The organism is Spirosoma arboris, assembly GCF_009754945.1.
In the GTDB taxonomy this organism is placed as follows: domain Bacteria; phylum Bacteroidota; class Bacteroidia; order Cytophagales; family Spirosomataceae; genus Spirosoma; species Spirosoma arboris.
In genome coordinates, this window is the sequence record NZ_WPIN01000004.1 from 684,069 (window position 1) to 709,593 (window position 25,525).

At 46.5% G+C, this 25,525-nt stretch carries 22 protein-coding genes; 11 read left to right on the plus strand and 11 right to left on the minus strand.

Features of this window, described 5'->3' with window-relative positions; translation table 11 throughout:
- Positions 1–33: 33 nt before the first annotated feature.
- Positions 34–477 (minus strand): hypothetical protein, encoded by a 444-nt coding sequence (locus GO755_RS13880; RefSeq protein ID WP_157585689.1) that lies wholly within the window; start codon positions 475–477, stop codon positions 34–36.
- A gap of 103 nt (positions 478–580) precedes the next feature.
- Entirely contained in the window at positions 581–2,086 is a 1,506-nt protein-coding gene (locus GO755_RS13885; protein ID WP_157585691.1) for a hypothetical protein, read from the minus strand.
- Positions 2,087–2,205: 119 nt separating this feature from the next.
- Here GO755_RS13885 and GO755_RS13890 point away from each other — a divergent pair, with 119 nt between their 5' ends.
- Entirely contained in the window at positions 2,206–3,951 is a 1,746-nt protein-coding gene (locus GO755_RS13890) for an Ig-like domain-containing domain (RefSeq protein WP_157585693.1), read from the plus strand.
- 50 nt (positions 3,952–4,001) lie between these two features.
- Here the strand turns inward: GO755_RS13890 and GO755_RS13895 are convergent, their stop codons facing one another.
- Positions 4,002–4,574, minus strand: a complete 573-nt coding sequence (locus GO755_RS13895) for a hypothetical protein (RefSeq protein ID WP_157585695.1) — start codon at positions 4,572–4,574, stop codon at positions 4,002–4,004.
- 279 nt (positions 4,575–4,853) lie between these two features.
- Here GO755_RS13895 and GO755_RS13900 point away from each other — a divergent pair, with 279 nt between their 5' ends.
- Positions 4,854–6,362 (plus strand): alpha/beta hydrolase-fold protein, encoded by a 1,509-nt coding sequence (locus tag GO755_RS13900; protein WP_157585697.1) that lies wholly within the window; start codon positions 4,854–4,856, stop codon positions 6,360–6,362.
- A 47-nt stretch (positions 6,363–6,409) separates the two neighbouring features.
- On the opposite strand, the gene GO755_RS13905 is transcribed toward GO755_RS13900, so the two are convergent.
- The 3 genes from GO755_RS13905 to GO755_RS13915 all read right to left on the minus strand — a co-directional run bounded on the left by GO755_RS13905 (position 6,410) and on the right by GO755_RS13915 (position 9,494).
- Positions 6,410–7,234 (minus strand): alpha/beta hydrolase family protein, encoded by an 825-nt coding sequence (locus GO755_RS13905; RefSeq protein ID WP_157585699.1) that lies wholly within the window; start codon positions 7,232–7,234, stop codon positions 6,410–6,412.
- Positions 7,235–7,845: 611 nt separating this feature from the next.
- A complete protein-coding gene (locus GO755_RS13910; protein ID WP_157585701.1) occupies positions 7,846–8,178 on the minus strand; it encodes a hypothetical protein in 333 nt (110 codons plus the stop codon).
- 83 nt (positions 8,179–8,261) lie between these two features.
- Positions 8,262–9,494 (minus strand): hypothetical protein, encoded by a 1,233-nt coding sequence (locus GO755_RS13915; protein ID WP_157585703.1) that lies wholly within the window; start codon positions 9,492–9,494, stop codon positions 8,262–8,264.
- Positions 9,495–9,990: 496 nt separating this feature from the next.
- On the opposite strand from GO755_RS13915, the gene GO755_RS13920 reads away from it, so the two are divergent.
- The gene (locus GO755_RS13920) at positions 9,991–10,458 is read left to right on the plus strand and encodes a hypothetical protein (protein WP_157585705.1); all 468 of its coding nucleotides are present in this window, start codon (positions 9,991–9,993) and stop codon (positions 10,456–10,458) included.
- Between the two features lie 275 nt (positions 10,459–10,733).
- Here the strand turns inward: GO755_RS13920 and GO755_RS13925 are convergent, their stop codons facing one another.
- Genes GO755_RS13925 through GO755_RS13935 form a run of 3 tightly spaced genes read right to left on the minus strand, consistent with a single transcriptional unit; the run spans position 10,734 to position 12,347 of the window.
- Positions 10,734–11,477: a carboxypeptidase-like regulatory domain-containing protein gene (locus tag GO755_RS13925; RefSeq protein ID WP_198174830.1), complete on the minus strand. Its 744-nt coding sequence runs from the start codon at positions 11,475–11,477 to the stop codon at positions 10,734–10,736.
- Between the two features lie 40 nt (positions 11,478–11,517).
- A complete protein-coding gene (locus GO755_RS13930) occupies positions 11,518–11,904 on the minus strand; it encodes a hypothetical protein (RefSeq protein WP_157585709.1) in 387 nt (128 codons plus the stop codon).
- A complete protein-coding gene (locus tag GO755_RS13935) occupies positions 11,901–12,347 on the minus strand; it encodes an SRPBCC family protein (protein WP_157585711.1) in 447 nt (148 codons plus the stop codon). The genes GO755_RS13930 and GO755_RS13935 overlap by 4 nt, the downstream gene beginning before the upstream one ends.
- Before the next feature lie 959 nt (positions 12,348–13,306).
- Here GO755_RS13935 and GO755_RS13940 point away from each other — a divergent pair.
- The 3 genes from GO755_RS13940 (at position 13,307) to GO755_RS13950 (ending at position 16,225) form a co-directional block, all read left to right on the plus strand.
- Positions 13,307–13,792, plus strand: coding sequence for a hypothetical protein (locus tag GO755_RS13940; RefSeq protein ID WP_157585713.1), 486 nt, complete (start codon positions 13,307–13,309; stop codon positions 13,790–13,792).
- Positions 13,793–13,959: 167 nt separating this feature from the next.
- Positions 13,960–15,441, plus strand: coding sequence for a PKD domain-containing protein (locus GO755_RS13945; protein WP_157585716.1), 1,482 nt, complete (start codon positions 13,960–13,962; stop codon positions 15,439–15,441).
- Complete coding sequence (locus GO755_RS13950) at positions 15,410–16,225, plus strand: carboxypeptidase-like regulatory domain-containing protein (RefSeq protein WP_198174831.1); 816 nt, start codon at positions 15,410–15,412, stop codon at positions 16,223–16,225. The genes GO755_RS13945 and GO755_RS13950 overlap by 32 nt, the downstream gene beginning before the upstream one ends.
- Before the next feature lie 100 nt (positions 16,226–16,325).
- Here the strand turns inward: GO755_RS13950 and GO755_RS13955 are convergent, their stop codons facing one another.
- Positions 16,326–16,946: a YceI family protein gene (locus tag GO755_RS13955; RefSeq protein WP_157585720.1), complete on the minus strand. Its 621-nt coding sequence runs from the start codon at positions 16,944–16,946 to the stop codon at positions 16,326–16,328.
- A gap of 411 nt (positions 16,947–17,357) precedes the next feature.
- Between GO755_RS13955 and GO755_RS13960 the strand changes: the two genes are divergently transcribed.
- The 5 genes from GO755_RS13960 to GO755_RS13980 all read left to right on the plus strand — a co-directional run bounded on the left by GO755_RS13960 (position 17,358) and on the right by GO755_RS13980 (position 22,613).
- Complete coding sequence (locus GO755_RS13960; RefSeq protein ID WP_157585722.1) at positions 17,358–18,224, plus strand: YybH family protein; 867 nt, start codon at positions 17,358–17,360, stop codon at positions 18,222–18,224.
- A gap of 91 nt (positions 18,225–18,315) precedes the next feature.
- The gene (locus GO755_RS13965; RefSeq protein WP_157585724.1) at positions 18,316–19,512 is read left to right on the plus strand and encodes a sensor histidine kinase; all 1,197 of its coding nucleotides are present in this window, start codon (positions 18,316–18,318) and stop codon (positions 19,510–19,512) included.
- A complete protein-coding gene (locus GO755_RS13970; RefSeq protein WP_157585726.1) occupies positions 19,484–20,290 on the plus strand; it encodes a LytR/AlgR family response regulator transcription factor in 807 nt (268 codons plus the stop codon). Before GO755_RS13965 ends, GO755_RS13970 begins: the two co-directional genes overlap by 29 nt.
- A 175-nt stretch (positions 20,291–20,465) precedes the next feature.
- Positions 20,466–21,755: a glycosyltransferase gene (locus tag GO755_RS13975; protein WP_227686950.1), complete on the plus strand. Its 1,290-nt coding sequence runs from the start codon at positions 20,466–20,468 to the stop codon at positions 21,753–21,755.
- A gap of 21 nt (positions 21,756–21,776) precedes the next feature.
- The gene (locus GO755_RS13980; protein WP_157585728.1) at positions 21,777–22,613 is read left to right on the plus strand and encodes a hypothetical protein; all 837 of its coding nucleotides are present in this window, start codon (positions 21,777–21,779) and stop codon (positions 22,611–22,613) included.
- A gap of 343 nt (positions 22,614–22,956) precedes the next feature.
- On the opposite strand, the gene GO755_RS13985 is transcribed toward GO755_RS13980, so the two are convergent.
- Positions 22,957–25,224: a VWD domain-containing protein gene (locus GO755_RS13985; protein ID WP_157585730.1), complete on the minus strand. Its 2,268-nt coding sequence runs from the start codon at positions 25,222–25,224 to the stop codon at positions 22,957–22,959.
- Between the last annotated feature and the right edge of the window lie 301 nt (positions 25,225–25,525).

Sequence of the window (25,525 nt, forward strand, 5' to 3'; positions counted from 1 at the left end):
ATTCCTCCTATCGTCGGAATGACAAAAAAAGAGTTATTTCGACGGCCACAGCATGGGCCGGTGTTTCGCGTTTTTACTGAAATTTTTCATCACCATCGAAATGATGAAGAAAATAAGAGCGGTTAGTAAAGCCATTTCGAATGCATAACTCAGGAATACGCTAATGCCCTGGTCGAACAAAGTACCCTGATTAGAATCGGCTTCGTCGCGGGGAATGTCCTGATTGGCTTTTTGATAGCAGGTAACCAGGGTAATAATGAACAGTAATAGCGCACTGACACCCGTCATGAGCAACCAGCTACCCATACCGCTGAAACTTACTTTGTTGAATGGCCAGATGTAGAACGCAAACGCCACCACAAAGGCAAGGCCGATAGCTGTCCAGGTTAGGGGCGACAGCAATTCTTCCTGATATAAATCTTCGAGCAAGGCTCCGTTAACGAACAGGTTGTAAAAGTTATAGAGTGATTCTTCCATGGTTTAATGAGTGAAAGCGCCAAAGAGTGAATGAGTGAAAGAAGATTCGCGTCAGCTTTTCGCTGGATCGCCAGCCCGCTCTTTCGCTTATTCACTCTTTCGCTCATTGTAAATTGATAATAAGTGTAAAATATTCGGTTTGGTTATTTGGGTTGTAAGCGCGCTCGACACCTTGTAAGAGGTTTTGAATGCCAAAGGTCGAATTTGCATCGGGTTCTGCATCATTGGTTGTATTGGTATTGGCAATCCAGCGGGGCGGAAACTGCCGACGTAGCCGAATCGTGGCAGTACGTTCACCTCGGGCAGGTTTGTCGGTAGTGAGCAACAGTTTGTGAGTTGTACCATTCGCACCCGCATACGTCTGAACACCAGAAACCTTGAAATTGTCTTTTCCATCCACAACATACTGACTGGCATCGGTCAATAAGGAGGCTGGTAAACGTAAGGCTGACAAATCTACGGCTATCGGAACCGTCAGGCTTTTGTCGGTCACGTCAGGCTGTACATCCGTAAGGGCGTGAACAGCTTTGGCGTGGCTTCGAACTTCTTCGTCAGACCGTTTAAAACGACCTTTACGAGCGGGATCAGTGACCAGCACGGTATAAAATGGGGTTACAGCTTTTTCATCGCGACCAAAGAACCACGAATCGGCAAAGCCCGGCAATTGATCGAATCGCCGGATGGTCTGATAAGTTTGGTCCTGATAAAGTCGCTGGATGGTTTCGTTACGGCCAATCAGACAGAGATAATAAGGTCGTTCGCCCACATATTTTTTCTTAGCATTGTTCCAGCTATAATACGTCCCGTCGAAGTCGGCGTTGAATTTCAGCACCAGCATCGAGTGTGTATTGGCGTAGGGATTGAATACCGTTGTGAGCAATGAGCTGGCTGCATCGAGCGTTTTTTGAGCGCTCATACCCGTCAGATTAGGGTCGGAATAAATCAGATCGGAGACCAGAACGCTCAAGTCATCGCCGGATGTATTACGCAGGATTTCGGTAAAAATCCCTTCGAAATCGGTGCTGGTCGTCTTGCCTTTGGTTTTAGCAACCGTAAATATATTTTTCTCCTTGAAGAACTGTGGTAACGACAAGCCGAGGTCATTGACCTCAGTATTCACGACGAACAGTTTGCCTTGACCGGGATTGACAGCATCGAACTCGGTCAGCACATCGTTGAGAGTTCGCTTGAAAGCCCCGTTTCCACCAGGCGCGTCGTAAGGAAACATGCTTCCGCTGGCTTCCAGATAGAGTTTTAAGCGTAACGGCTTGCCAGAAGCCACTGTACCCGACAAATTTACGGTGGGCGTTTTGCCGTCTTTGGCTAACTTACGATAAACACGATTACGTTTAATATAGGCCAGTAGAGCCGATTCATCGAGTTTACCATCGGGAGTGAGCAGGGCTGCCGTTTTTTTATCCTTACCAAGCTCTTTGCTTTCCTGCGCTACAAATACCCGGAGGGCGTCAGCTTCGGCTACGTCGATGGTGTTGTCGTCCAGCGCATCACTAATTTGTTCGTCTAAATGATCTGCCGAACTGGAACAGCCCGACAGCCATCCCGCCGATACAACAAGAAGTATGAGTACATAAAAACGAAGGTGGGTCATGAACGGTTAATTTTTCTTAAATTTCTATACAACCTAACGAAGCCACCATCCATTTTATGTCAATCGGTACGGATTAACGATAAACGGACGTTTACCTTTGTAGTCTGATTAATTCAAACATGACGCTTCGCCACCTCGTAGTAATTTTCTTATTGGCTCTTCCGATTCTGCTCCAAAACTGCGCTCAGGTAGCTCAACCGCCCGGCGGCAAGAAGGATACATTGGCACCAAAGTTAGTGAGTAGTATGCCAGCCGCCCGCCAATTAAATTATAAAGGAAAAACCGTTGAACTGGAGTTTGACGAATATGTGAACAGCGAAAACCTCCAGCAGAAAATTACGATTACGCCCCAGGACAGCAATACATTCGTCGTGAAATCGCTGCCTCAGGGCCTCCGATTGAACTTTAATAAACCGTTCCTGCCCAACACCACCTATACCATTGATTTTGCGGATGGGATTAAGGACATCACGGAGCGAAATATTGCCAAAAATACCAAAGTTGTGTTCAGTACGGGCCCTGTTATCGACTCGCTTTTTCTAACGGGCAACGTTGTCGACGACGAAAGTCGAACACCTCTGCTAGGCTTTGTTGTTGGTCTTTTTGCATCTACCGATACATTGCCAATCAACCGGAAACGTCCTCAATATTTTGCCCGGACAGATAGTAGTGGCAATTTCCGCATTGAAAATGTAAAGGCTGGACCTTATAAAGTGTATGGCTTCGACGATAAGGATTTGAATCTTGTGAATAATACGCCAGGGGAGCGGGTTGCTTTTCGTGACAGTGTACTGAATCTCAATCGAAATTATAGCGATATCAATATGGTGGCCTTTCGTGGATACGGTAAACCACGAATCAGCCGACGCGAACGAACCGACGAAACACTGGGATTAGAGCTAAGTAGCGGTATTGCCAGCTATAAATTGCGATACGGTAAACCTGTGTCTACGTCGGCCATTTCCTCAACAGCTACATCCACGACTGGGGTTTCAACAACGGCTGTATCCACCTCGGCAACGTCTACAACGATTACTGAAGCTCCTTATACAGGTGATACGCTGGTGTCATTTCTGGAAAACCCTAAAATGATTCGCCTATTCCGACCAGCCAACCGTGCTGCCGACGATACACTACACCTCACTATTGTAGCTGAAGATTCGGTTGGAAATGTTACCGAACTTAGAGAACGAATTTACTTTTCTCCCCTGAAAACGAGGGCCAAAAATCGATCCGCGCTGACGGTTCAGATAAGCCCTCCGGCAGGCGAACCGATTGACAACAATCTGGAATTTACCCTGGTGTTTAGTAAGCCAGTATTTCGTTACGACACAAAGTTGATCATTATCGGGCCCGATAGCACAAAACCCTTTACACTCACGCCAGCTAATCTGACGTGGAGTAATAACAACTCCCGATTGGTTATAAAACAATCGACCAACCTGCGCGATAGTCTGCTGTTCCGATTGCAAAAAGGCTCATTTATTAGCGTTCAGGGCGATACGTTGGCCAAATATTCTGCCAGATATACCATTGCTGAGGAAGATAGTTACGGCCTGATTGCTGGGCATGTTAGCCCAGCAACCATTGGCTCAGCAGGAAAAAACTTCATTGTAGAGTTGCTGGATGATAAATACAAAGTAATCCGAACGGCTTACGGAACGCCAGCCTACAGTTTTGGTCGGCTTAAACCGGGCCTCTACCGCGTCCGACTGATTATTGACGCCAACGCCAACCGAAAGCGCGACATTGGTAATGTGCAGAAGGCTATTCAACCCGAACGCATTATTTATGCTCCTGGTACGGAGGAAAACGGCACCATTCGTGTCAAGCAGAATTTCGAACTGACAGATACTGATTTTTAAGGCAAGTTAGAGGGTAGATTGAGTTTGTTTTAGCCCGTCTAGAAAATTACTTAAAGTAGCTTAGCCCTAAATAATCCATTTCGAAAATTGACCGTTTCTGCGGCATCGGATGTGGTTTGTCTGCTTTTGTCCCTGATTAAAGACACCTCGAAAGTGCCCTCAATCTCACCTCTTTGCGGGTCATACTTTGTAATCTTGATCGTTCCGGTTTTAGTTAAATCTAGTTGGTATTGATCGCGAATCACATCGCCCCCAATTAATGTCATAAAGCTTACACCAACTTTATTCGTACTAGCCTGGCAAGGTTGAGGGGTTGAGAGAGTGTACACGCCAACCGCCAGAGGTATTCTAAGAAACGTAAGCGCTTGATCGCCACAATACCCTGCGCATAAGGCAGGAGCTTGTAAGCGGGCTTTAGGATAAGGTAGCTTATTTTCAATACTCAGATTTATCGTATTAATCCCACAAGAGTCACTGGGATTTCTCCAGGTAGTGGAAAACCCACCCCAAGCCTGGTCATTCAGCATCGCATTCGTGTCTCCGCTAAGAGCGGGATCAGGAGTAGATTTTGAACAACCTAACAACCCAATAAGTAGAATTAAAGGCCATTTAAAGCGCTTCATAAATTTGTTTTCCTGAGTAGACCGAGATTAAACGATAAGCGTTGGAAAGACTGTTGTATAATCTACACTATAATTGTGAGATGAATACTGGCGTTTGGGCAAACGGCTTTATCTCAATGCCGACGAACAGAAATGATTCCTTCTGCCTGCTTTCAGGAGTCAGATAGAAAATAGTTTTGCGACTTCAAGAAAACCCTATTGGATTGATAAATTAATAGATCAACTACTGCAACCAATAGCGCCAATTGAACATCTTCCCTGTATCAAAACGGCCTCCGTATGCACTTCAAGAAACTAATTGGCTCTCTGTTGCTTAGTCTGCTGGCTTACAGCTATGTGGGAGCTCAGTCTTCACTCATCAAAACAGATTCGCTTCATTCGACTACCTTAAATCAACAACGCTTCATTCAGGTCATACTGCCTGAAAACTATAAGGCAGCGCTCGCGCAAAAATATGATGTGATTTATGTCTTGGATGGCGACGGAAACACGCCGTTGGTCAGCCAGATAGCTCAATTCATTCATCACGAGGGCTTTATGCCTCCAGCTATCATTGTTGGTATCAATAACATCGACCGGAATAAAGACCTGACCCCGACCCATGAAGAGGATCATCCAACTTCTGGAGGAGCAAAGGATTTCCTGACTTTCATTAAGAAGGAGCTCATTCCTTATATAGCCAAGACGTATCCCGCCAATAGCAACCATCTCCTTTGGGGACACTCGTTTGGTGGTTTATTCGTAACGTATGCCCTCCTGAACGAACCCGAACTCTTTTCTGGCTATATAGCGGCTGATCCGAGCTATTGGTGGGGGAACAGGCAAATGATGGGAATGGCCATTAAAACACTACCTGAACTACATCCTTCACTCAAGCGGCTCTACATCAGTGGACGGCAAGGACAAGGTATGAACGAGATGGGCATTACCCGAATGGATTCTATTCTACAACGCTATGCTCCGGCACAAATACAGGCGAAAACGGTAGCCTACGAGGGCGAAACACATGGTACCATTCGGTTGAAAAGCATTTATGATGGGCTACGGTACGTTTACGAAGGGTATCACGACAAAGCGCCAGTATTTCATCCGATGAACGGTATTTTGCTAACCGGTAAGCCTATCCGACTATGGAACTTTGACGATACGACGAAAGTCCGATATACCACCGATGGAACGACGCCTTCGCAAACGTCTTCACTCATTCATAAGGTACTGACCATCAGTCAACCAACTACTGTGATCACCAGAGCCTTTACGGCTAATCCTACCTATGACAAATTAACAACTGGTGTATTCAAGGCGGGCAACGCACTGCTACCAGGTAAGCGGGACAAGAACCTCACGCCAGGAGGCTTTCATTATCATTACTATGAAGGCCAGTGGAACCACTTACCTGATTTCGATACGTTGCAAGCCGTTAAGGAAGGACGGGCTGATAAAGATTTCAAGCTGGCAAAGTTGCCCCGTCGTACGAATTTCGGCCTGGTACTGAGCGGCCAGATTGAAATAAAAGTAGCCGGTTATTATATTTTCGCCCTTGAATCGGACGATGGCTCCCGACTCTCACTCGGTGGGCAGTTGCTCATCGGTAATGACAGCCTACCTGAAGGAAAAGGAAGAACCTATATAGTTCCGCTACAAAAAGGCTTTTATTCCTTTAAGCTCGATTATTACCAAAAAGCAGGAGATAGCAGCTTAGATCTGGAGTATGTAACTCCTGATCAGATGAATACCCGCAACCTACGATCAAATCCGATCCCGCTGGAATTAGTATATGGTCATTGACCGCACGAAATCATGACATAGAATCAGCAGCATACGAATCTCGTTGCTTAAAGGTTAATTAACTCTTTTAGCTGAAGTAATACTTCTGGTCGCAGAAAAATCTCGTGTCCCTGATTCGCCAATGTCACTGTCTTGACCGATATGCCCTTGTTGCGGAGTAGAGTGGCGTAGCGGTACGTATAAGTGGGCAATGCAATTGAATCAATACTCCCTGTTACCAAGGTGATCTGAGTTGAAGGACTAACCTGATGCACCAGTTCAATGGGCGATAAACGCTCAACCGGTATACGCCAAAGTAAATTGTTTTGTTGATCAGCCATGTGCCTCCGAAAGGCGTCAACATCACAGGGGCAGCTTACTAACAAGGTTGCCTGAACTAAATCTGGATATTGACTCATTACATCAGCAGTAATGACCGCTCCGCCCGAGTGACCTGCCACTACGATTTTGCGGGGGTGATAGCGTTTCTTTAAGTCCTGGATAGTTAAGACTACTGCCTTAATAATGGATGGGGTATAATTATCACTTGTTGTCCAGCCGCGTTGACCCGCTGAGTGATGCCCCTCCAGGTCAGTATAACCTGGCCGAAGCAAACCCACGGCTACCACATTATTATTTTGTTGGGCTCCTTGTTGAGCTAGTTTATATTGATAAGTGGGCTTATTGAAAGGGGCATCCCCGTGCAAAACCACTACCAGAATGGGATTCTGAGTTAGCTGAGGACTTGAATAGGCTTGCCCGTATAGTACTGAGGATTGACTACCGCTACCTAAGCCCAGCCAGTAGATCAGTGCGAATGAACTAACCAGTACCACCAGCCCAATAGCTATCCAGATAAAAAGTGAGCGTTTAATTTTTGTCAGGAGGGCCATATGTTTGCCAAAATGAATGACGAATAGTCAAAGAGAATTGAATGTCTATTCTAAGACTATTCATTAGAGTGAGTCAAGTTAGCTAATTCCAACTTGGCTCACTTTAATGAATAATCTCTCCTTACCCAATGGTCCCAATCGAGACATTTGCCTGGAAACGCTGGTCTCACTTGGGGCTGGCGTTTTTCTTGTGACGCTCACTATCTCTTTGTAGTCTAATCAGCGATTGCCATGCTGCAATCAGTTAACGGTAGGTCTTCAACGCTGGCACTGGTAGGGCCAGCGTTTTTTAATAGTAAAACCGCTTGGCAACAACCTTTTACACCAAAAGTTGTGTACCCCTCAGGTACATATTGGTGTGGATTAGAATGAAATGCCGACCCGGATCGAGTCGGCATTTTTTTAGCATAAACAGCCGACACCTAAGCAGATGTCGGCTGTATAAACTTTAGATTATCACTGACTTTCTATTACACAGGAAGCAAATGGTTTGTTGCCGAAAGTGAGGGAATGGAAAAAGGCTAAACCAGATAGAAGAGGCTTTCTGACCCTGATTGACATCAAAACAGCTGCGCTTTATGACCTATCCCAGATAGTCATTGTAAAAAAATCTATTCAACAACTAAACGCAATACCACCGGCACCACTGGGTAAACCGTCGTCTTGCCATCCAGATCAGTCTGAGTCAGACGATAGTAGCTAGTACCCTGATAGGGAGTGAAATCGGCCAGGTGGTAGTTCTTTAGCGCATTACTGTTGGCTCCTAAATCGGTTACTTCGCCCACTTTATCAAAGGTTTTCAACTCTTTACTTCGCTCGACCAAAAAACTCTTGTTGTTATTTTCAAGAGAGGTTGTGCAGGCTAGTGAAACCGTATGATCTGCCTGTGCTTTTGCCGTAAAGGACACCAGTGATACAGGTAAGGCACCTGCTATCACAGTCACCGGGGTACTAGCATTATCATCACAACTGTCTTTTGATAAAACGAGCCCTATCGTCACAGATGGGACTGCTAAGCTTATTACGTCTACTTCTTTTCTACTAATTGTCTGACCAATTGTTTAAGCTGGTCAATTTCTTTTTGCTGTTGAATGCTATACAAGGTCAATTCCTCAACCTTTTCCAATAGGGTCGCATTCATTTTGACTAAATCTACTCCTTGATTGACGACCTCGTCTGCGGAGGGTACACCAGGTAAATGACCATGCTGATCAATATAATCGGCTACCGAGCCCAGCGGACGTAGTTGATAGGCAGCTGAAAAGACCTTGTCACTCCACTCATTGGCGTTGTTGATGCGTAATTGGTATCGGGCCTTGATTATATCGCCATGCTCATTGACAGTTAAGAACTGATCAGTAGTCTGAGCCGTCCGATGCTGACTAGTTAGATTGGTTAACCGTATCCCGCTAGTCCCTGACGCTTCGCTAACGACTTCCAGTCGTGATTTAGGGGCTGAGGTGCCGATTCCCACATTGGCGTTGTTACCCAGGATAAAGGCGTTACTGATGGCTACTCGCGAACCAGCACCGATGGCCGTCGCGTTGTAGAGCCCATCTTCGGCTTGGCTATTATAGCCCATGAGGACGTTTTCACTGCCGTCTGTCACTGCCGTGCCAGAGTTGGGTCCAATTATAATGTTGTTGTTACCTGTCGTCACGCTTCGGCCAGCTTGATAACCCACAAAGGTGTTAGCCGATGCAGTAACGTTAAAGCCTGCCTGATAGCCAATAAAGGTGTTTTGTGAACCTATCGTGTTTATATAGCCTGCCTTAGACCCCACAAAGATGTTACCCGAGACGGTGTTATAAAACCCAGCCGAATCTCCTATCATGACGTTATTATTGCCAGTATTGTTATTGTACAAAGCGTTCATACCCACAGCCGTATTGGCATAGCCAGTCTTAATCATGGCACCGGCATAAGACCCTACAAAACTGTTATTGAAGCCAGAAGTATTTAGAGAACCGGAGTAAGCACCTAGATAACTATTAAAATTTCCGGTGGAATTGACGAAGCCCGCTGAATAACCTACGTAACTATTGTAATTACCGGTGGTAGTATTACGACCCGCATCATAGCCTAGTATACTGTTGCCAGAACCGATTGTGATATTGAGCCCTGCTTGGGAACCAACGAGCGCGTTATAATAACCAGGTGAGTATGCGTTACTAGAATTGGCAACATAGTCGGTTGGTGGGAATTGAGCAAGTAAATGAGGACTTACTAGAATTAGGAACAGGTACAGGCATTGTTTCATTGGTAGTAGATGGACTGTAGTTAAGTAATAAGTACAATTATATATGCATCTTAATGCAAGAGTCAAACCAGACCACTAAAGTTGCGTTAGTGATAGGTTAACTTTTTGTACCAAACTAAGCCACAAAAAACGGTCCCACCTATAAATTTCTTGTAAAAACACCCTTTTTGCCGGCTATACGTCGTCAGTCGAAAGTGGACAAATGCGAGTGGAAAATAGCTGATTTGCTACACCAGGTGAACGATAAGCACCCAAGCCTGATACCCAACTAACAAGCCACTAGACAAGTTTTGGCAGAACGCCAAGCGATACTTCGACTAAACCATATCACTTTTCAGTTGACATGGCAAAAATATGCGTTCAGACATCTTTTCAGGTAATCTGGATAAACCATAAAGCAAAACAGGTAACGGCAGGTTTGTTTTGACACCAATAACTGGGTTCAATAGGGAGTCTGGCTGAACGAACCCTGTTTGATACTATTTTCTTTTGATTTATGGCACTGAAAACAACCCAATTTATCCAAACCCTGCTGTTATGCATTATTGCCGGGCAGGCTTTTTTTTTCCTGATAGGAGGCACTGCTGGCCTGAAAAATGTATCGGCCAGTACGTTCATCGAACAACGAAAAGCAATTGACTTAGTGATCGGCCCTTACCTGAAAGTGATCTATTTAATTAGTGTATTAGTCAGTACAGTGGTGCTGATATTGCTTCGTCAGCAGGTTGGGTCATTTTCGTTTCTGCTCTCAACAGGAATCTTAGTCCTTATCCTCATTGATCTGACCATTGCCTTAAAGGGCAATATTCCCCTGAATCAATTGATACAAAGTTGGTCACTAACCGACTATCCGGCTAATTGGGCTACGATACGTGATCAATGGCTGGCGTATATGTACTGGCGTGAGGCATGCAGCATTACCGCTCTGTTGTGTGCGTTGTTGGGTGTATATTTTCAGATTTAGCGCATCAGTTCTCCGATTAGTGCTTTAATATGTGAACTAGTTCACACCGCATGTGCCCCTCCTTAATGATTCATATGGTTTACTCCCTAATCGCCAATGAGTTGCAGCGGGTATGGCTCAGGAAGAACAGGATGATCACATGCAGAAGGGTAATGCCCTTTCCTTGTTTGTATCATTTGTTCAATAGACAATGGCTTGTTTATCGCGTACTCCGCCATATTCCTTAAAATTGATTTTCTTACTGGCTATTGTCAGCATGGCTCAATTCGGTGTAATCAACGTTCAAAAAACTCAATGTTTGCCCGGTAAAATCCACCTGATTCAGGGTTGAACTCCATGCTGATGGCTCCATTCGACGCACTGATTTCACCGGTATCTTTATTTTTTAAAGCCAGTAGTCGGGCCGTACCACCCGAGGGTTTGTGAACTGCTTTGACACTGTATTTACCAAGTGGTAAATCCTCCAGATACTGGACACTGGCATTGGCGGGTTTCAGTACAATTGGCCCACCTGGTACGCTTCCGTCGATAAGCTCCGAAGCAGTGAAGGTGAATTCGACTTCGTTCTTAGGAATATTCGTCTCGCCCTGATAAAGACCAATGTAGCCACCAAAATAGCCCTGTAGCGGAACGGGTTTACTACCTGATAACACCCAGCTAAAATCAATAATGGGACTGTCATCGACCGAAAAACTATCTGCGTTGCCTGGTTTGAGCTGGATTTCATAGGTTTTGCCCGCGTACTGTTTGTCGAAGGTAGCGTAGATTCGGTAGGCACCGTAATCCATTTTTATGCGATAGTGACCCTTATTATCTGTGTGCGCAGATGCGCCACTTGAGTATGGGCCCGTGCTGCTAATGAATACGAAGGCCCCTTCAATGGGCTTACCTTTTGTATCCGTTACAGTGCCCGAGACATAACCTTTTTGTGGGCTAATGTCTCTACTGCCTGCATCGGGCTTGCAGGCCAGCACCAACAAGCTGAACAGGGCGGTAAAGAGAATAAGGTGTTTTTTCATGACAAAAGCTAGTGTAGAATCCATTTTTATCCTGTATGAGCTAGATGAGTTGAATAGTTCTGGTGGTTGATAGGGGTGTAATTATCAACTCTTTCGAGATTAGTTGACTGCCAATGCTAATCGCAACATGATAAGTGCCATCTCCAAAGTCAGATAAGTCAAATGCCTGGCTAATCGTCGTCTGGCGTGAATCGAGTGAGGTATTATAGAGAACCTCCTCTTCATTCAGAATCTGAAGGGTCGTGCAGACCGTTTGTTGCGCCAGTGCCAACCAAAGTTTTCCGGTAATCGCTGATACCCAGAGTGCCATATCGGGAGTGGAGACAAATGCGGATATCTCGGCGACTTGTATTCGATTTGAGCAAGTATTGGTGAATGAAGCCATCGTGAGTAGGCCGCAGGTTGTGAATGAGAGGAGTTTATTCATTGAATTAGCTGGCCAGTTTCGAGTTGTAGTTTGAGCTTGGATAAGTCGCTGGTCATTTGCTGGCGAAACAGATAGCCAACAATGGGAGAGAGTAAGGCCAAAATGCCAGTCGGCTCCAGATTCAATTCGTAGGTAAAGCGAGTACCTGTGGGGTGCTTTTCAAACAGCCGCTGGCCCCATGCCTTGACAGGACCTTCAACTGACCGAAATGCTGTTCGGCGGTTTGTTTCGGCAGCAATTACGTTGGCGGTGGTAACCGTTCGGCTACCCATAAACGTCATTACTTCCCGCGTTTCCATACCAATTCTGGCAGTACCGGAGGTGTTCTGCTGCATGTCCACAACGCCAGTACGCCAGTGGATATCATTTTCGTAACAACCTAGGAAGTCGTAAACATCAGCTACAGATCGCTGAATAACCGTTGAGAGTCGGATAGTAATCATAAAATTAAAAAAGAAAAGCCCAAAATTGAGCGTTGATGTAATCGAATGCTGAAGTGCCTTTCTTCCGCCTAAACTTGGTTACCGCTGGTTTTCGGATAAACTACCGGTATGTCCAGTATACTATATTGATCCTTGTTCTGGAGTAATGATCCATCTAATCAGGCTGAAGGTTCTATTTCAACGATTGATGCCTGACCTCTGGTCATTTCATGCTCACCCGGTGAGGCCAGTTCGAAAGATGTTTGTAAGTCGAAAATCCTGGCGTGTTTAACCAGAATGGACTTATTAGATTTTATCGGAATACAAGCCACCCATAGCCGTTGACCGTATACCAATATACGCTTAAAGCGGGATGTTCATCCCAATTGGAGGTTTCCCCTCCATTGACAGTATCTGGATATTTGCACCCTACAAGTAGGAAGGCTATTATAATAAGATGTTTATGATACATAGTATTACTAGTAAACAAGTGAACCAGGATTTTGAGTTGAATGGCATCCATAATTCGCGCCGACTAGACCGATCAGTCAAACGTTAAGGCAAAGCAACACGGAAGTAGTGAGTTGGTTAGAAGCGATTATCCGAACTGGTGCAACCAGTATTTGAAAATATATTCTTATGGGGTCAATAGGCCGTGTTTTGCTTATAGCTAATGACTAATACAAATCAATCTTGCTGGTAGATGCCTGAAAGGCTGATTTGACTAGCGATTAGTGATGCTAGCTGTTTTCCATCCAGACGACACCTATAAAAAAAGTCCATTCAGACGAGCTATAGGCAGATGACCCGGCGAAACGTCAATTTTACCCGCTTAGCCTACAGGTTTACATAATCACTAATCCATTTCGGATAATCCACAACGGCTCAACGGTTGCCTGCTCCTTTTTTTGCAGTATAAATCGGTTAACTAATTGACTGATAAGAAACTATATCCGTTTCATTTATTTAAATCTCAGTATATGAACTTGTCGTTGACACGTCCCTTGTATGGCCTGACACTGGGCCTGCTCTTATTCACTACGTCCTGCAAAACCGATCCTGATCCAGTCCCGTCTGGTCCACCCTTTGTCGGCAAAACCTACCAGTTGGATACCTTTACCTTAGATCCTGCTATTGATCTCGATGGAGACAAAAAACCAGATACCGATTTAACCATTCTGATGGCATCTTGTGAGTTAGATAATACCGTTAGGTTTGATACCGGCGGCAAAATCACTGTGGGTTTTGGAGCGTCGAAATGCCCGGACGACGACCCCAATGATCTGAATGGGGGAACGTGGATCTACGATGAATCCCGGAGTGTCCTAAAAATTACCGACCGGGATGACCCCACTATACAGACCGAATGGGAAGTGACATCAGCTGGTGCGTCAATTAAAACGATTAGCCGATTTGAGGAAAGTGGGGTAACCTATACCGGCACCATGATCTGGAAAGCCGTCTAGTCATAGCACCGGTGAAATCATTGATTTGGTTAGGTCTGCTAAGCGGTTGTCTGAAAGGAAGCTTCTGCTGAAGTGGCCGTTGCGCCCTCGAACATCGTTCCCATAGGCTGGCCTTCGCCTGTATAATTACCCCTTCTAATTTTTACCCCTTATTATTAATTAGACAAATGGTACTCAACAGATTTCTGGTAGCCGTAATCGCGGTTACCTTACTCGTATCGGGCTGTAAAAAAGATCCCGATCCTACTCCAACTAGTACACCCGGTACGCTGACCGCTAATGCTGGCCTAAACCAAACGGCTCAGGTTGGTATCACAGTTACCCTGGATGGCAGTGCCTCCAAAGACAGCGACAATAAGCCCTTTACGTACCAGTGGTCTATTATCCAAAAACCCGCAGCCAGCACGGTAACGCTCGGTAATAGTGCAACTGCCAGGCCTTCGTTTGTGCCGGATCAGGCGGGGGAATATGCGTTTGAAGTAACGATTTCCAACGGTCAGAATAAGAGTAGCGATAAAGTCACGGTAATCGTCACACCTACACAAGCCGCGCCCTTAAGTGAGCAAATTCGCGCCAACACTGTGCTGGAAGATCGTATTCAGGACCCGGCTTTCCCCGACTATGTAGTCGACAAGAAACTGGACGTCAAAGCCCAACTGACGCTCAAACCCGGAGTCGTGATTGCCTTCGCCCGGGATGCCCAGTTCAATGTAACCAACGATGGCGGTAGTCTGATAGCACAGGGCGAAGCAGCCAAAAAAATCAGGCTGGTGGGGAAGGAAGCCGTTAAAGGCTCCTGGCAGGGTTTGTGGATCACCTCTGAAAGTAGCGCCAACGTGCTGGAAAACGTTGAGATCCTGCATGGGGGTGGACGGGATGTCTACATGGCTGTAAAGGCTGGACTTACCTTAAGCGGTAAGGCTCAACTCAGCCTGAAAAACAGCCTTGTCAGCCAGTCGGATGGGTATGGGTTGCATGCCGGCGATGGAAGCACGTTACGAGAATTCGTCGCTAACACGTTTAGCAATAACACCGAATCGGGTGCTTACGTGTCTGCCGACAATGTAAAAACGCTGGATTCATTGTCTGTTTTTAGCAGTAATAACGGGCGCAATGTAATTGAGGTTCTTAAATCCAACCTATCCACTAAAACGACAGAAACGGTCTGGAAAGGATTTGCCGATAAAACTCCGTACCGGATCTTGACGAATCTGGGCGTTCAAACCGGACTACGATTAAATCCCGGCGTAGTGCTTCAACTAAGTAGAGATGTTTCTATTCTAGTCGATAGTAAAGGCTATTTGACTGCCGTTGGCACTGCTACCAGACCAATAACGTTCGGTGGCGTTGAAGCCGGCGCTGGTCAATGGCGCGGATTGCACTTTAGTTATTCAGCTAGCTTGAATAATAAACTTGACTACGTCAACATCAGTGGAGGTGGCAGTAGCCAATTGGTTTCAGGTCAGAAAACGAACATTGCTATAAGTGGCTCGACGACCCGCTTTTCGATCAAAAATTCAGTAATCAGCCAAAGTGCAGGCTATGGGATTTTCACAACCTATGAGGCTAGAAATCAATTGAATGCCGATGCCGCCACGGCCAATAAATTTGAAAACAATGCCCAGGGATCCATTCTCATTGAAAAATAATCGGGAAGTAACGATGAATAAAGTGCTGAACAAAAAAGTGTATAGCGTCTTCACCGCTTTTACTTTGTTAGGCCTGCTAACGGGTGGCGGCTGCACACCATCAGGGGCCGACCCTGAACCTGGCAAACAAACGGCAGGCCATCTGTCGGGGCGGGTAGTTGATACGCAGGGGAAGCCGTTGCCGGGCGTTACCATCATTGCCGACAATACAATGTTCTACAACAATAATATTCTGGCAACTAGCGACGCCAGCGGCAATTACCGTATCCAAACACCTAATGGAAGCTGGGTAGCTACCGCCCAAATTCGGCGAACGTATAATGGTAAGAGTTATATACTGGATCTGGAAGCGGATAAGCCTGATGCCTTTTTAGGAAACGATGGGGCAGTCCGTAATTTTCAATGGAAACTGTCGGGTGAAAAACCCGACAATCCGGGCGCTTTCTATGGTGGTTCGGTGGATGTGGCCAACGAATTAGGGAAAGGCCCTTATGATACCCAGAATATTGACTTTACATTCACACCCGTTGGCCCGCTCATTGACGGAACTGCCGGAAAATCAATGGTGTATCGATACGATACCTACTATAATCGCATTCCCGATGTGCCGATCGGGCGGTACAAAATCACGGCAATCTACAAGCCAACTGGTACGAAGTTGCTGTTACGAAATCGAGTAGATGGAACCTACTCTGCCGATGGTTCGGCAACGATGGATTTTTATGGTGAAGTCCCGTACTGGTCGTGTACAAACTGTATGTTTCTGGAGTATAAAGAACCTTAATAAAGCAGCCATATCTTCACCAGTCAACCCAAAGCGACTATCCAGATGAAAATCAGTCTGAATAGTCGCTTTGGGTTGACTGGTGAAGAACGTTCTCAAATTACAGATGGCTACCGACTAATTTGAGGTGAATATCAATGTCGGGTTTAATGAAACTGGCGTCAGGCAGGGCCGGGTCAGAAGCATACGTTATTCCCCACAGAGTCCGGTTTACTTTGAGCGTTCCTTCGGCTGTAAAGTCATTATTGCTTAGATTGATTCTGGCAGGAAACGAAACCGGATTCGTTTTGCCCAGCATTGTAAGATTTCCGTTTACCTGATAGTTCGCACCGGCAATACCCACAGTACCATCATAAGGCGCTACACTTGTTATCGTATAAGATAAGTCAGGGTAGAGTGCCATGTTAAAGAAGTCTTCACTTTGTAAGTGATGAATCAATAGCTGTTTGAGGGAGTCGATCGGCAAGTTGAAATTTTTGATTGACGAAAGCGGAATGCTAAACGTTCCCCCTGTCACCTTCCCGTCCTGAACTGTCAGGTTGTTGCTCTTGATTTGAATCGATCCTTCATTGAAATAACCCGTACGAAGATATCCTTTCCATTCGGCTACCGACTTGGTGTCGTCGAGTACATAGGTAGTAGCCATTACACCTTCATTTTCCTTACAATTCCATACTAGAGCGGCAATAGCAAGTGTGCCTACTAAAACTGTTTTTTTCATACATTTTGATTTAAAAAGACGCTTGGTTGTAATCGTTGAAAACAGGGGGTTCGAGTCTCCTGACTGCTTTTCAATCGGTCTACAAAGCTAGAATCCAGGCGTTTCGGCGTAAATCAAGATGCGCTGAACGATAGTAACCATTATTTGTAGAGCAACTTTTGTCATCTGGATTAAGATGAGCGAGTCTATCTTTTCTGGTCCGGGATCAATTGTCCTATATCGGATTTTTTAAGATGAATACTCCGCTGTGTTTGGGCCAAGCCCTTCTCCTGCTAGCTTATAAAAATTTCAACCAGCATTTCACTCGATTCAAATAACCAATCATCCAGTTGAGATAATAAATCCTGCTGGTAGATGGCCAGGCACCTTAGTTTGCTACACCATTTCTTAACGACTTCATCATAAACTTGTATGCGTCAGATCATCTGGCTTTTTGCTGGTACTTTATGGGTATATTCCTTTCTTCCCGATCCGCTCACGGTTCAGGCCGATTACGAACAATTGGTTGCCGCCGAGCAGGCATTTGCCCGACTGGCTCTCGAACAGGGAATACCAAAAGCCTTCGTTGAAAATCTGGATGAACAATCCGTAGTCTTTTTGACTAATCGCTTTTTGCCCGGCAAATCAACATACCAACACATACTAGACGGACAGGGGAAATTAACCTGGCGACCTACCTACGCTGAAATCTCAGCTTCGGGCACTATGGGCTACACAACTGGGCCATTTGAATTTCGTCCGCACTCAATGAACGAGGAACCGGTTAGCTACGGGCAGTTTACCAGCGTTTGGCACAAAACGGCAACGGGCCAATGGAAAGCGTTACTGGATTTTGGCTGCTCGCATGGAAAGCCTGATCGACCAGAGGCTACGCTAGTACTCCCCACTCAATTTGCCAGGAAAGCCACAGGGATCGTGGATACATCGGTAGTTGGTAGAGAGTTAATGCAAACCGAAGTTGCCTTTGTACAGGTAGCCCACACGCAAAGTCTGCAAGCCGCCTACCAGCTAGTGTTGCCTGCCAGTGACTCGATTCGCCTATTGCGGGAAGGTAGTCTGGTTTACTCAGGGCTCGCAGCCCAAAATCTTGGCAAAGCTTCCAGTCAGAAAATTGATTATCAGCCTGTTCGGGTGATTGTGTCTTCGGCTGGCGATTTTGGTTTTAGTTATGGTTATGCGACTTTCAATCAGTCTCGGCAAGGTTATATTCGCATCTGGCGAAAGCGACAGGGCGCCTGGCAACTGGCCCATGAAGTCCTTGGAGTTAAACTTAAGTAAACAAGCTCAATTCATTCAGATTGACTAGTTTAAGCGTAGAAAACAGTCCGTACAATCTTATCTTGACGGTTCGATTTATCGCCCATCAACCATGACGAGCATCGACAAACTTTTAAAGCAAGCCAACATTCCCATCTCCAGTCGACAGTTCTGGCGATACGCTTTTGTGTTTTGGGGGATTCTATCCATTATTTCCTATATCCAGCACACACTGGTTTGGCTGGTGGAGGGAAAGTCGAAGATGTATATCGCGTCTTCGGTTCAATGGCTAATTACGTATTTGATGTGGCTGGGATTTACACCGTTGATTCTATACGCAGCCCACCGATTTCCCATTCGGCTCATGGAAAACAAAGCCAGTTGGGGGAAGATGATTGTGATCCATGTACTGATTGCGTCGCTGTATGCGCTGCTGATCGCGGTTGTTTCGTATGGGTGTCTCTTACATTTATTCTTCTATGAAACCGGGCAATGGATTGGTCCTGTCAATATCCTATACTGGTTTTTTTATTCATACTCACTCTCGGTTATTACTTATCTGCTGGTTGTGGTAGGCTATAGTATCATCGTTTATACGTATCAATTTCAGGCACTTAAAGAGCAAAATCTTACCTATGAACTGAACAATGAGCAATTAAAAACGCAGTTGACCAGCGCCCAGCTTCAATCGCTGAAGATGCAGTTGAATCCTCATTTTCTGTTCAATACACACCACGCCATTGTGAGCCTGATGCTACAAAATGACACGCGCAAAGCAATCGACATGGTCACAGCCTTAAGTGATCTGCTACGAGGAGTACTCGCCCACCAGGACACGAACTTCCTGTCCCTGCGCGATGAGCTAAACCTGACCCAGCAGTATCTGGCTATTCAGCAGATTCGTTTTCAGGACCGGCTACGCATCGAGTACGACATTGACCCTGACACAGAGAATTGCCTGGTGCCTCAACTCCTGCTACAGCCGTTGGTTGAAAATGCCGTTACGCACGGAATATCGGGCTTAACGACCGATGCGCTGATTCGGATCACAACCCGAAAACGGTCTGGAGATATTCAGATTACTGTTTTTGACAATGGCGTCGGCCAACGCCGGAATGGGCGGAGTGGCGGTAGCGGCCTGGGCTTGAACAATACCCGTCTGCGCCTGCAACAGGCCTATGGGAAAGCCGCTCATTTCGAATTTGATCAACCAACTGGTGGTAGTACCATCGTTCTACTAACCTTCCCCTGTCAAACCAGCTTGCTAACCACATCCAATCATGCCCATCTATCGCTCAATCATCATTGATGATGAAGTGCTGGCCCGAGGGGTCATTCGCACGTTTCTGCAAACCGATCCGTCAATTAACATCGTCGATGAGGCCGGAAACGGTGCGGAAGCTGTTATCAAAATTCTACAGCACCGGCCTGATCTTATTTTTCTGGATATTCAGATGCCCGAGTTTGACGGCTTCGAAGTATTAACAGAAATATGGCCCCATCACCAGCCATTTGTCGTTTTTACTACGGCATATGACCAGTATGCCCTTCGGGCCTTCGAGGTCAACGCTATTGATTATCTGCTCAAACCATTCAACGAAGTGCGGTTTTATCAGGCACTCGGACGTGTGCAGGAGCGTTTGGCTCAACAAGCTCAGCCCCGCATCGAAACCTTGGTCAATCAGTTAATAACAGAACAGGCTTCGCAACCCAGGGGTGCTTACCTGCGCCGGATTCTGGTCAAAGAAACGGGGCGAATGTATTTCGTTAACACCGATGAAATAAGTCATCTTGACGCCGACGGGAATTATATTACACTACACACAGAGAACCGGAGTGATAGAAACGCCGGAGCAGGACTGGAACGGCATACTATCTATGAAAGCCTGACCAGTCTGGAAACAAAACTCGATCCGGCCGATTTTGTCCGTATTCACCGTTCCTATATTGTTAACCTGAACTACATTGCTGAAGTAGAAACCTATTTCAATGGGGACTATATCGTCAAATTAAAAAACGGTCAACAGTTGAAATGGACGCGTAATTACCGGGATAATCTAAAGGCTTTTTACGCTAAGTCGATGTGATAAAAGCTGTGTAACAGATTAATTATAAGCATCATTATCTTCAGGGCCCGTTTCACATCGACAGGATGAAACGGGCTTTTACATACTCATTCAGTGCTTTTAAATAAGTGCGCCGGGCAAACCGACAGGTATAGACTTGCTTTGTCTTAAACATCGCAATTCTGTATCAAACCAAATGTTTTCTAAACGAATCCTGTTCGCCACCATGCCGATGGATGGCCATCTCAAGCCACTGACAGGGCTGGCCGTTCACCTCCAGAATCAGGGCTACGACGTGCGCTGGTACAGTGGCCCGAGCTATGCGCCAGCCATTCAAAAATTGTCTATTCCCTATTACAGCTTTCGACAGGCACAGGAGATTAATCAGCTCAATCTGGAGCAGGTTTTCCCCGAACGACAACGCATAAAAGGTACCGTTGATCGTCTGCGCTTCGACATGAAGAACATCTTCCTATTGCGGATTCCTGAGTTTATGGCCGATCTAAAAGCGATTCAGGAGGAGTTCCCATTTGACCTGGTGATTTGTGACGTTTTTTTTATGGCCTCTCCATTCATAAAATGCGTACTCAAGGTGCCCGTCATTGCCGTTGGGATTGCCCCCCTGGGGGAAACCTCTACGAATCTTCCACCAGCGGGCATGGGATTGGAGCCTTCCCCTGCGTTTTGGGGTCGCCTGAAGCAGGATTTCCTTCGGTACGTAACCACGAATATTCTATTTAAACCCTGTACTAACCTGTTCAACACATTCGCGAAACAATACGGCTTGGCTGTAACAGATAGGCTCTTTTTCGATACGTTAGTTCGGCGAGTGGATATCTACTGGCAGAGTGGCGTACCTGGCTTTGAGTATCCACGAAATGTGGTCAGTCCAACCGTTCAATTTGTTGGGCCACTCTTACCGCACCAGACAGGTGATCAACGCCCATTCTATCCGGCTGTTAAGTTAAATCGCTATCAACGGATTGTACTAGTTACGCAGGGAACCGTAGAGCGTGACCCGGAAAAGCTGCTGGTTCCTACACTCGAGGCTTTCCGAAACGACCCGAACACGCTGGTTATCGCCACAACGGGCGGGACAGGTACAGCTGCCTTACGAGCCAGATTTTCAGAAAAAAATCTACTGATTGAGGATTATATTGATTTTCAGGAGGTAATGCCACTGGCCAGTGTGTTCGTTACCAATGCTGGCTACGGTGGCGTACTGATGGCTGCTCAGAATGGCTTACCCATGGTAGCCGCCGGGATACACGAAGGCAAAAGTGAAATTGCCGCTCGTATCAATTACTTCCGGTTGGGCGTCAGCCTAAAAACCGAAACACCCACCTCGGCTCAAGTTCGGGAAAGTGTGAAGAAGGTGCTGGCCGACCCTTCGTACCAGCGTAATGTAAAGCGCCTACGCGAAGAATTCATGACCTACCATCCTCACCAGTTATGCCAGGCGTCAATTGAGAAATTACTGGCCTGATCTCAGCAACACACCAACCCCATGAAACAGCTTCGCCTTGCCCTTGTACTTTGTATGATGGCGCAAATCATATTGAACTGCAATCCGTCGGATGTAAATCCACCCGGCCAGACAGATGCCAGTTGCAAACTTCTATTTATCGACCGGGGGAATGGGTACACCTATACGTACACCTACAATGAGGCCGGTTTTATTGCCAAAATGATGATCGATGTCCCAAAAAATACGACTTCCCTTAAGGACACCTATCTCTACACCTTCAGCTATACCAGCACGAATCAGATTAGGGAAGCGACTATTACTGTGAACGGAAAAACACCTGCCAAGGTAACAGACAGAGGTATTGGTGATGCCGTTAGCTTTACCTGGACAGATGGAAAACTGACCAAACTAGTGGATAAGCTAGGCAATAAGCCGTTTTTAACGACCAGCCTTACCTACGACGAACGGGATCGAATTACCAAGATACAAGCCGATGCCGACCCTACGATCAGTACATCGTTTGAAACTCAATATAGCTACGATACTCAGGGTAATTTCAGAGTTAGTGAGCCAGATGGAAAGGGCGGGTATTATTATGAAGATGTTACCATTGATCGGACTACTACCAATGCCGAGTCACTCTTATCTGCGCACGGATTGCCTTTTGATATTTTCTACACCTTACCCTGGATGAGCAATAGTTATACCAGCATAAAAGGCTATGAAGTAGACCCGACCGGCAAAGCCGTTTTAGTGACAGAGTATAAACTGATCAACGTAGTTAAGAACAGCCGTAACATTGCCACCAAACAGACCATTGAGAACAACGGTAAGCAACGGATCGTGACCGCCACACTGGCTGACTGTGATCGGTAGGTTTGTTCGTATTGGCATCTATTACAATCAGACATTTAAAACGGGAAGAGGTTTCTTTGAACATGTCAATCCCAATAATAAAAGAGGGTAAACCAGCTCAATGTGGGACTACACGCTTACTTACATGCAAGCGGCTCTGAAAGCGAGCAACCTGAAAAGCGGTCAACATCCCCACATGCTGTCTGACAATGGGCCTGCCTATGTGTCTGATTATCTAAAGCAATATCTGAAAGGGGAACGCATTGAGCATATTCGCAATGCGCCGTTTCATCCCATGACGCAACCGGGCGTTCGCATCGTTGAATCGACCAGTGATACCGCTCGATTCAACGATGCGAACGCCCTATTTCTGAATTCTAATGTCCATAGTATACCACCGGCGTCCTTCGGCCGTGGTGCCATTGCCCGTAATCCGAAACAGGCCAAGCTTGCCCTGACCCGTTATAAACGTATACAGAAACCGATTCTGAAGATAGGTCGGCAAACACGTATTCTGGTCGGTACCACTACTCTCCAATACCACCGATGAGAACGTATTGTCTTTGTCGAAATTAGAGCGGACCAGCGCTTTTATATCACTGGACTGCTGAATGCTGTTCCATTGGCTTAACAGAATGCCCGGATTATTGTTAGCGCCCACATAAAGCAGCGTTCCCCGCTGAAGCGTCGGCCAGTTTTGACTGCTGATCACGTTCCAGATCGGGCCCGTGCCACACGACTGATCGCATGTTTTGAGCGTGAAAGGTGTTGTCAGGTTGCTACCGCAGTACTCCGTTCCAACGGCGTCGATCGTAGCTGCGTGGGCTGCACCATCACGCAGTTTATACACTTTACCAGCATCGAAGTCGAGCAGATTTAGTTGGTCCAGATCGGTCTGTGTACTCGAAAGCTCCATTCGTACATTCAGGAATTGGTTAAAATCGCTGTTGGCCGCCAGTGGCAGTGAGGTTGGAACGCCATCCGCTTTCTGGCCCCAGGCGGCCGATTCCGCAATCGTTGGTTCACCCGTTATGGCTACGTCGTAAATGCAGTCCTGCAGATAATCAGGATCAGAGATGCCGGCATTCTGGCAAATACCCTCGGCCCATTGTTTGCGCTCATCCGTCAGGGTCACGCTGGTGCGTGGGAAGTTGCGATTGGTATAGGAGTCCGTCGTTTTCCCGGACTCATAGACAAACAGCGACTGCGCTTGCTGAATCCGCCAGCTATCGGCGTACGGACCCGTTATATTGTCAGTAAAGCGGTTGACAGCCGCACCGGTGCTGAGCATAAGGTCATTGCCCGGTGTGCCATCGAAGTTCCCCAAGAGACCGCTTACCTGCCCGGCCCGGGCCGCTTTGAGGGTTACCAGATAATCGAGCAAATAATAACCGCCACGCCACTCAATCGTTACTTTTTCATTCTGGGCGTTGGTCAAGGTCAGGTCGTTGCCATCTTTAGTGAGCGTGGTGCCATTGCTGAGCGGTAAACTAGTAAACGCGTCCGTTTTTAGTACCTTATTGACGTACAGTCGGTTGGGGTTCACCAGTACGCAAACCACATCACTGCCCATCCGAACGGCCACGCCCGTGTTGACCGTTGCCACGCCCGTATTGTTGTAATCTTCCTGCCGAACCTGAATTTCCAGATCACCCGCCGTCGCTTTTAGGGCGGTAAATTCGCCGTAGGCCTGAAAATCATAATAGAGTTCGTCGAGCGTGCGCAGGTGTGGGTCACCTGTGCTGCGGGCGGGTAGGGGATCGTCGGTCGGCTTGCAGTCACAGGCAGCCGCTGCCGCTGCGTTGGCCAGAATGCCCGACGCGCAGCTTTGCACGAAATTGTAGGGATTGCCCGAAAATGCGTTCAGCTCACCTTCCAGACAGGACGCTCCATTATTGGCAATGTCCTGAGCCGATGGGCAACCGACAGCTGGCTGGCCGGAGGCAATATTGCCCAATACGCCCAGTGCGCTTTTACAACTCTGATAGGTGTTGTAGATACTCAGAATGGCAGCAGGAATGCCAATGCCAGTGCCGAATTCGCTGATTCCCAACGCACAACCAGCCGCATTGACCGCAAAATACCCGGCTGCTGCTGCCTTGTACTGGCTCTGACTGCACTGACTGGCTACCCGCGCCGTTCGCAGGTCCTGATCAAGTATCGTCTGCGCCCCACTGGCCCAGTCAAATACATTCTGGTCTAGTTTGACCCCATCCATAGCCCCCAGCTTAGCTCGCGTGTCGGTCTGGTAACCCGTTATGGTCACCGTTCTGCTGGTCATATTGTAATTCGTAAAGCCGATCGTATAGCCCTTCGACAGCCGCGCCCAGATAGGTAAGTAGCTGGAATTGAATTCGTATAAAATCCACTCTTTTGTGCTGGCATCCGTAACAAGCACGAACTGCACCTGCTTGAGGTAGCCGTAACTGTTTTTGGTGCCGAATACCAGTACATCTTTGTTGATGTCTGGGCTATGGAAAACCTGTCCCAGCGGGCTGTCGGCTGAGCGAACGACTACCTGTCTGATCTGGTCAAATGAGGTCGGCGCGTTTGTGTTGGTCGCTACTGGGGTATCTTGATTGTGCTTACAGGAAATGAGGACGAGTAACAGGAAACAGATAAAGTACTTCATAAGCGAGGTAGGAACTTATCGTTGAGCAAGTTGCTGACATTCAGATTTTTATGTCATTTCGGGTTAAGAGAGGGAACTAGCTTACTCTTTACAAAATCGGTTATTTGATTTTCCACATTGGGAACTATTCTACACTGATCGATACTCAAGTTCGTTTCCATTGTGACTCTTGAAAGTTTAAAGGGTGCTTTCAAATGTCATTCATAGGCCATAGACTATCTATCATAAATTGAGTGAACGGTATTAAATTTCGATTAAGTTAATTGGCTGATAATCAGTATTTTAATTATAATTTAATGGA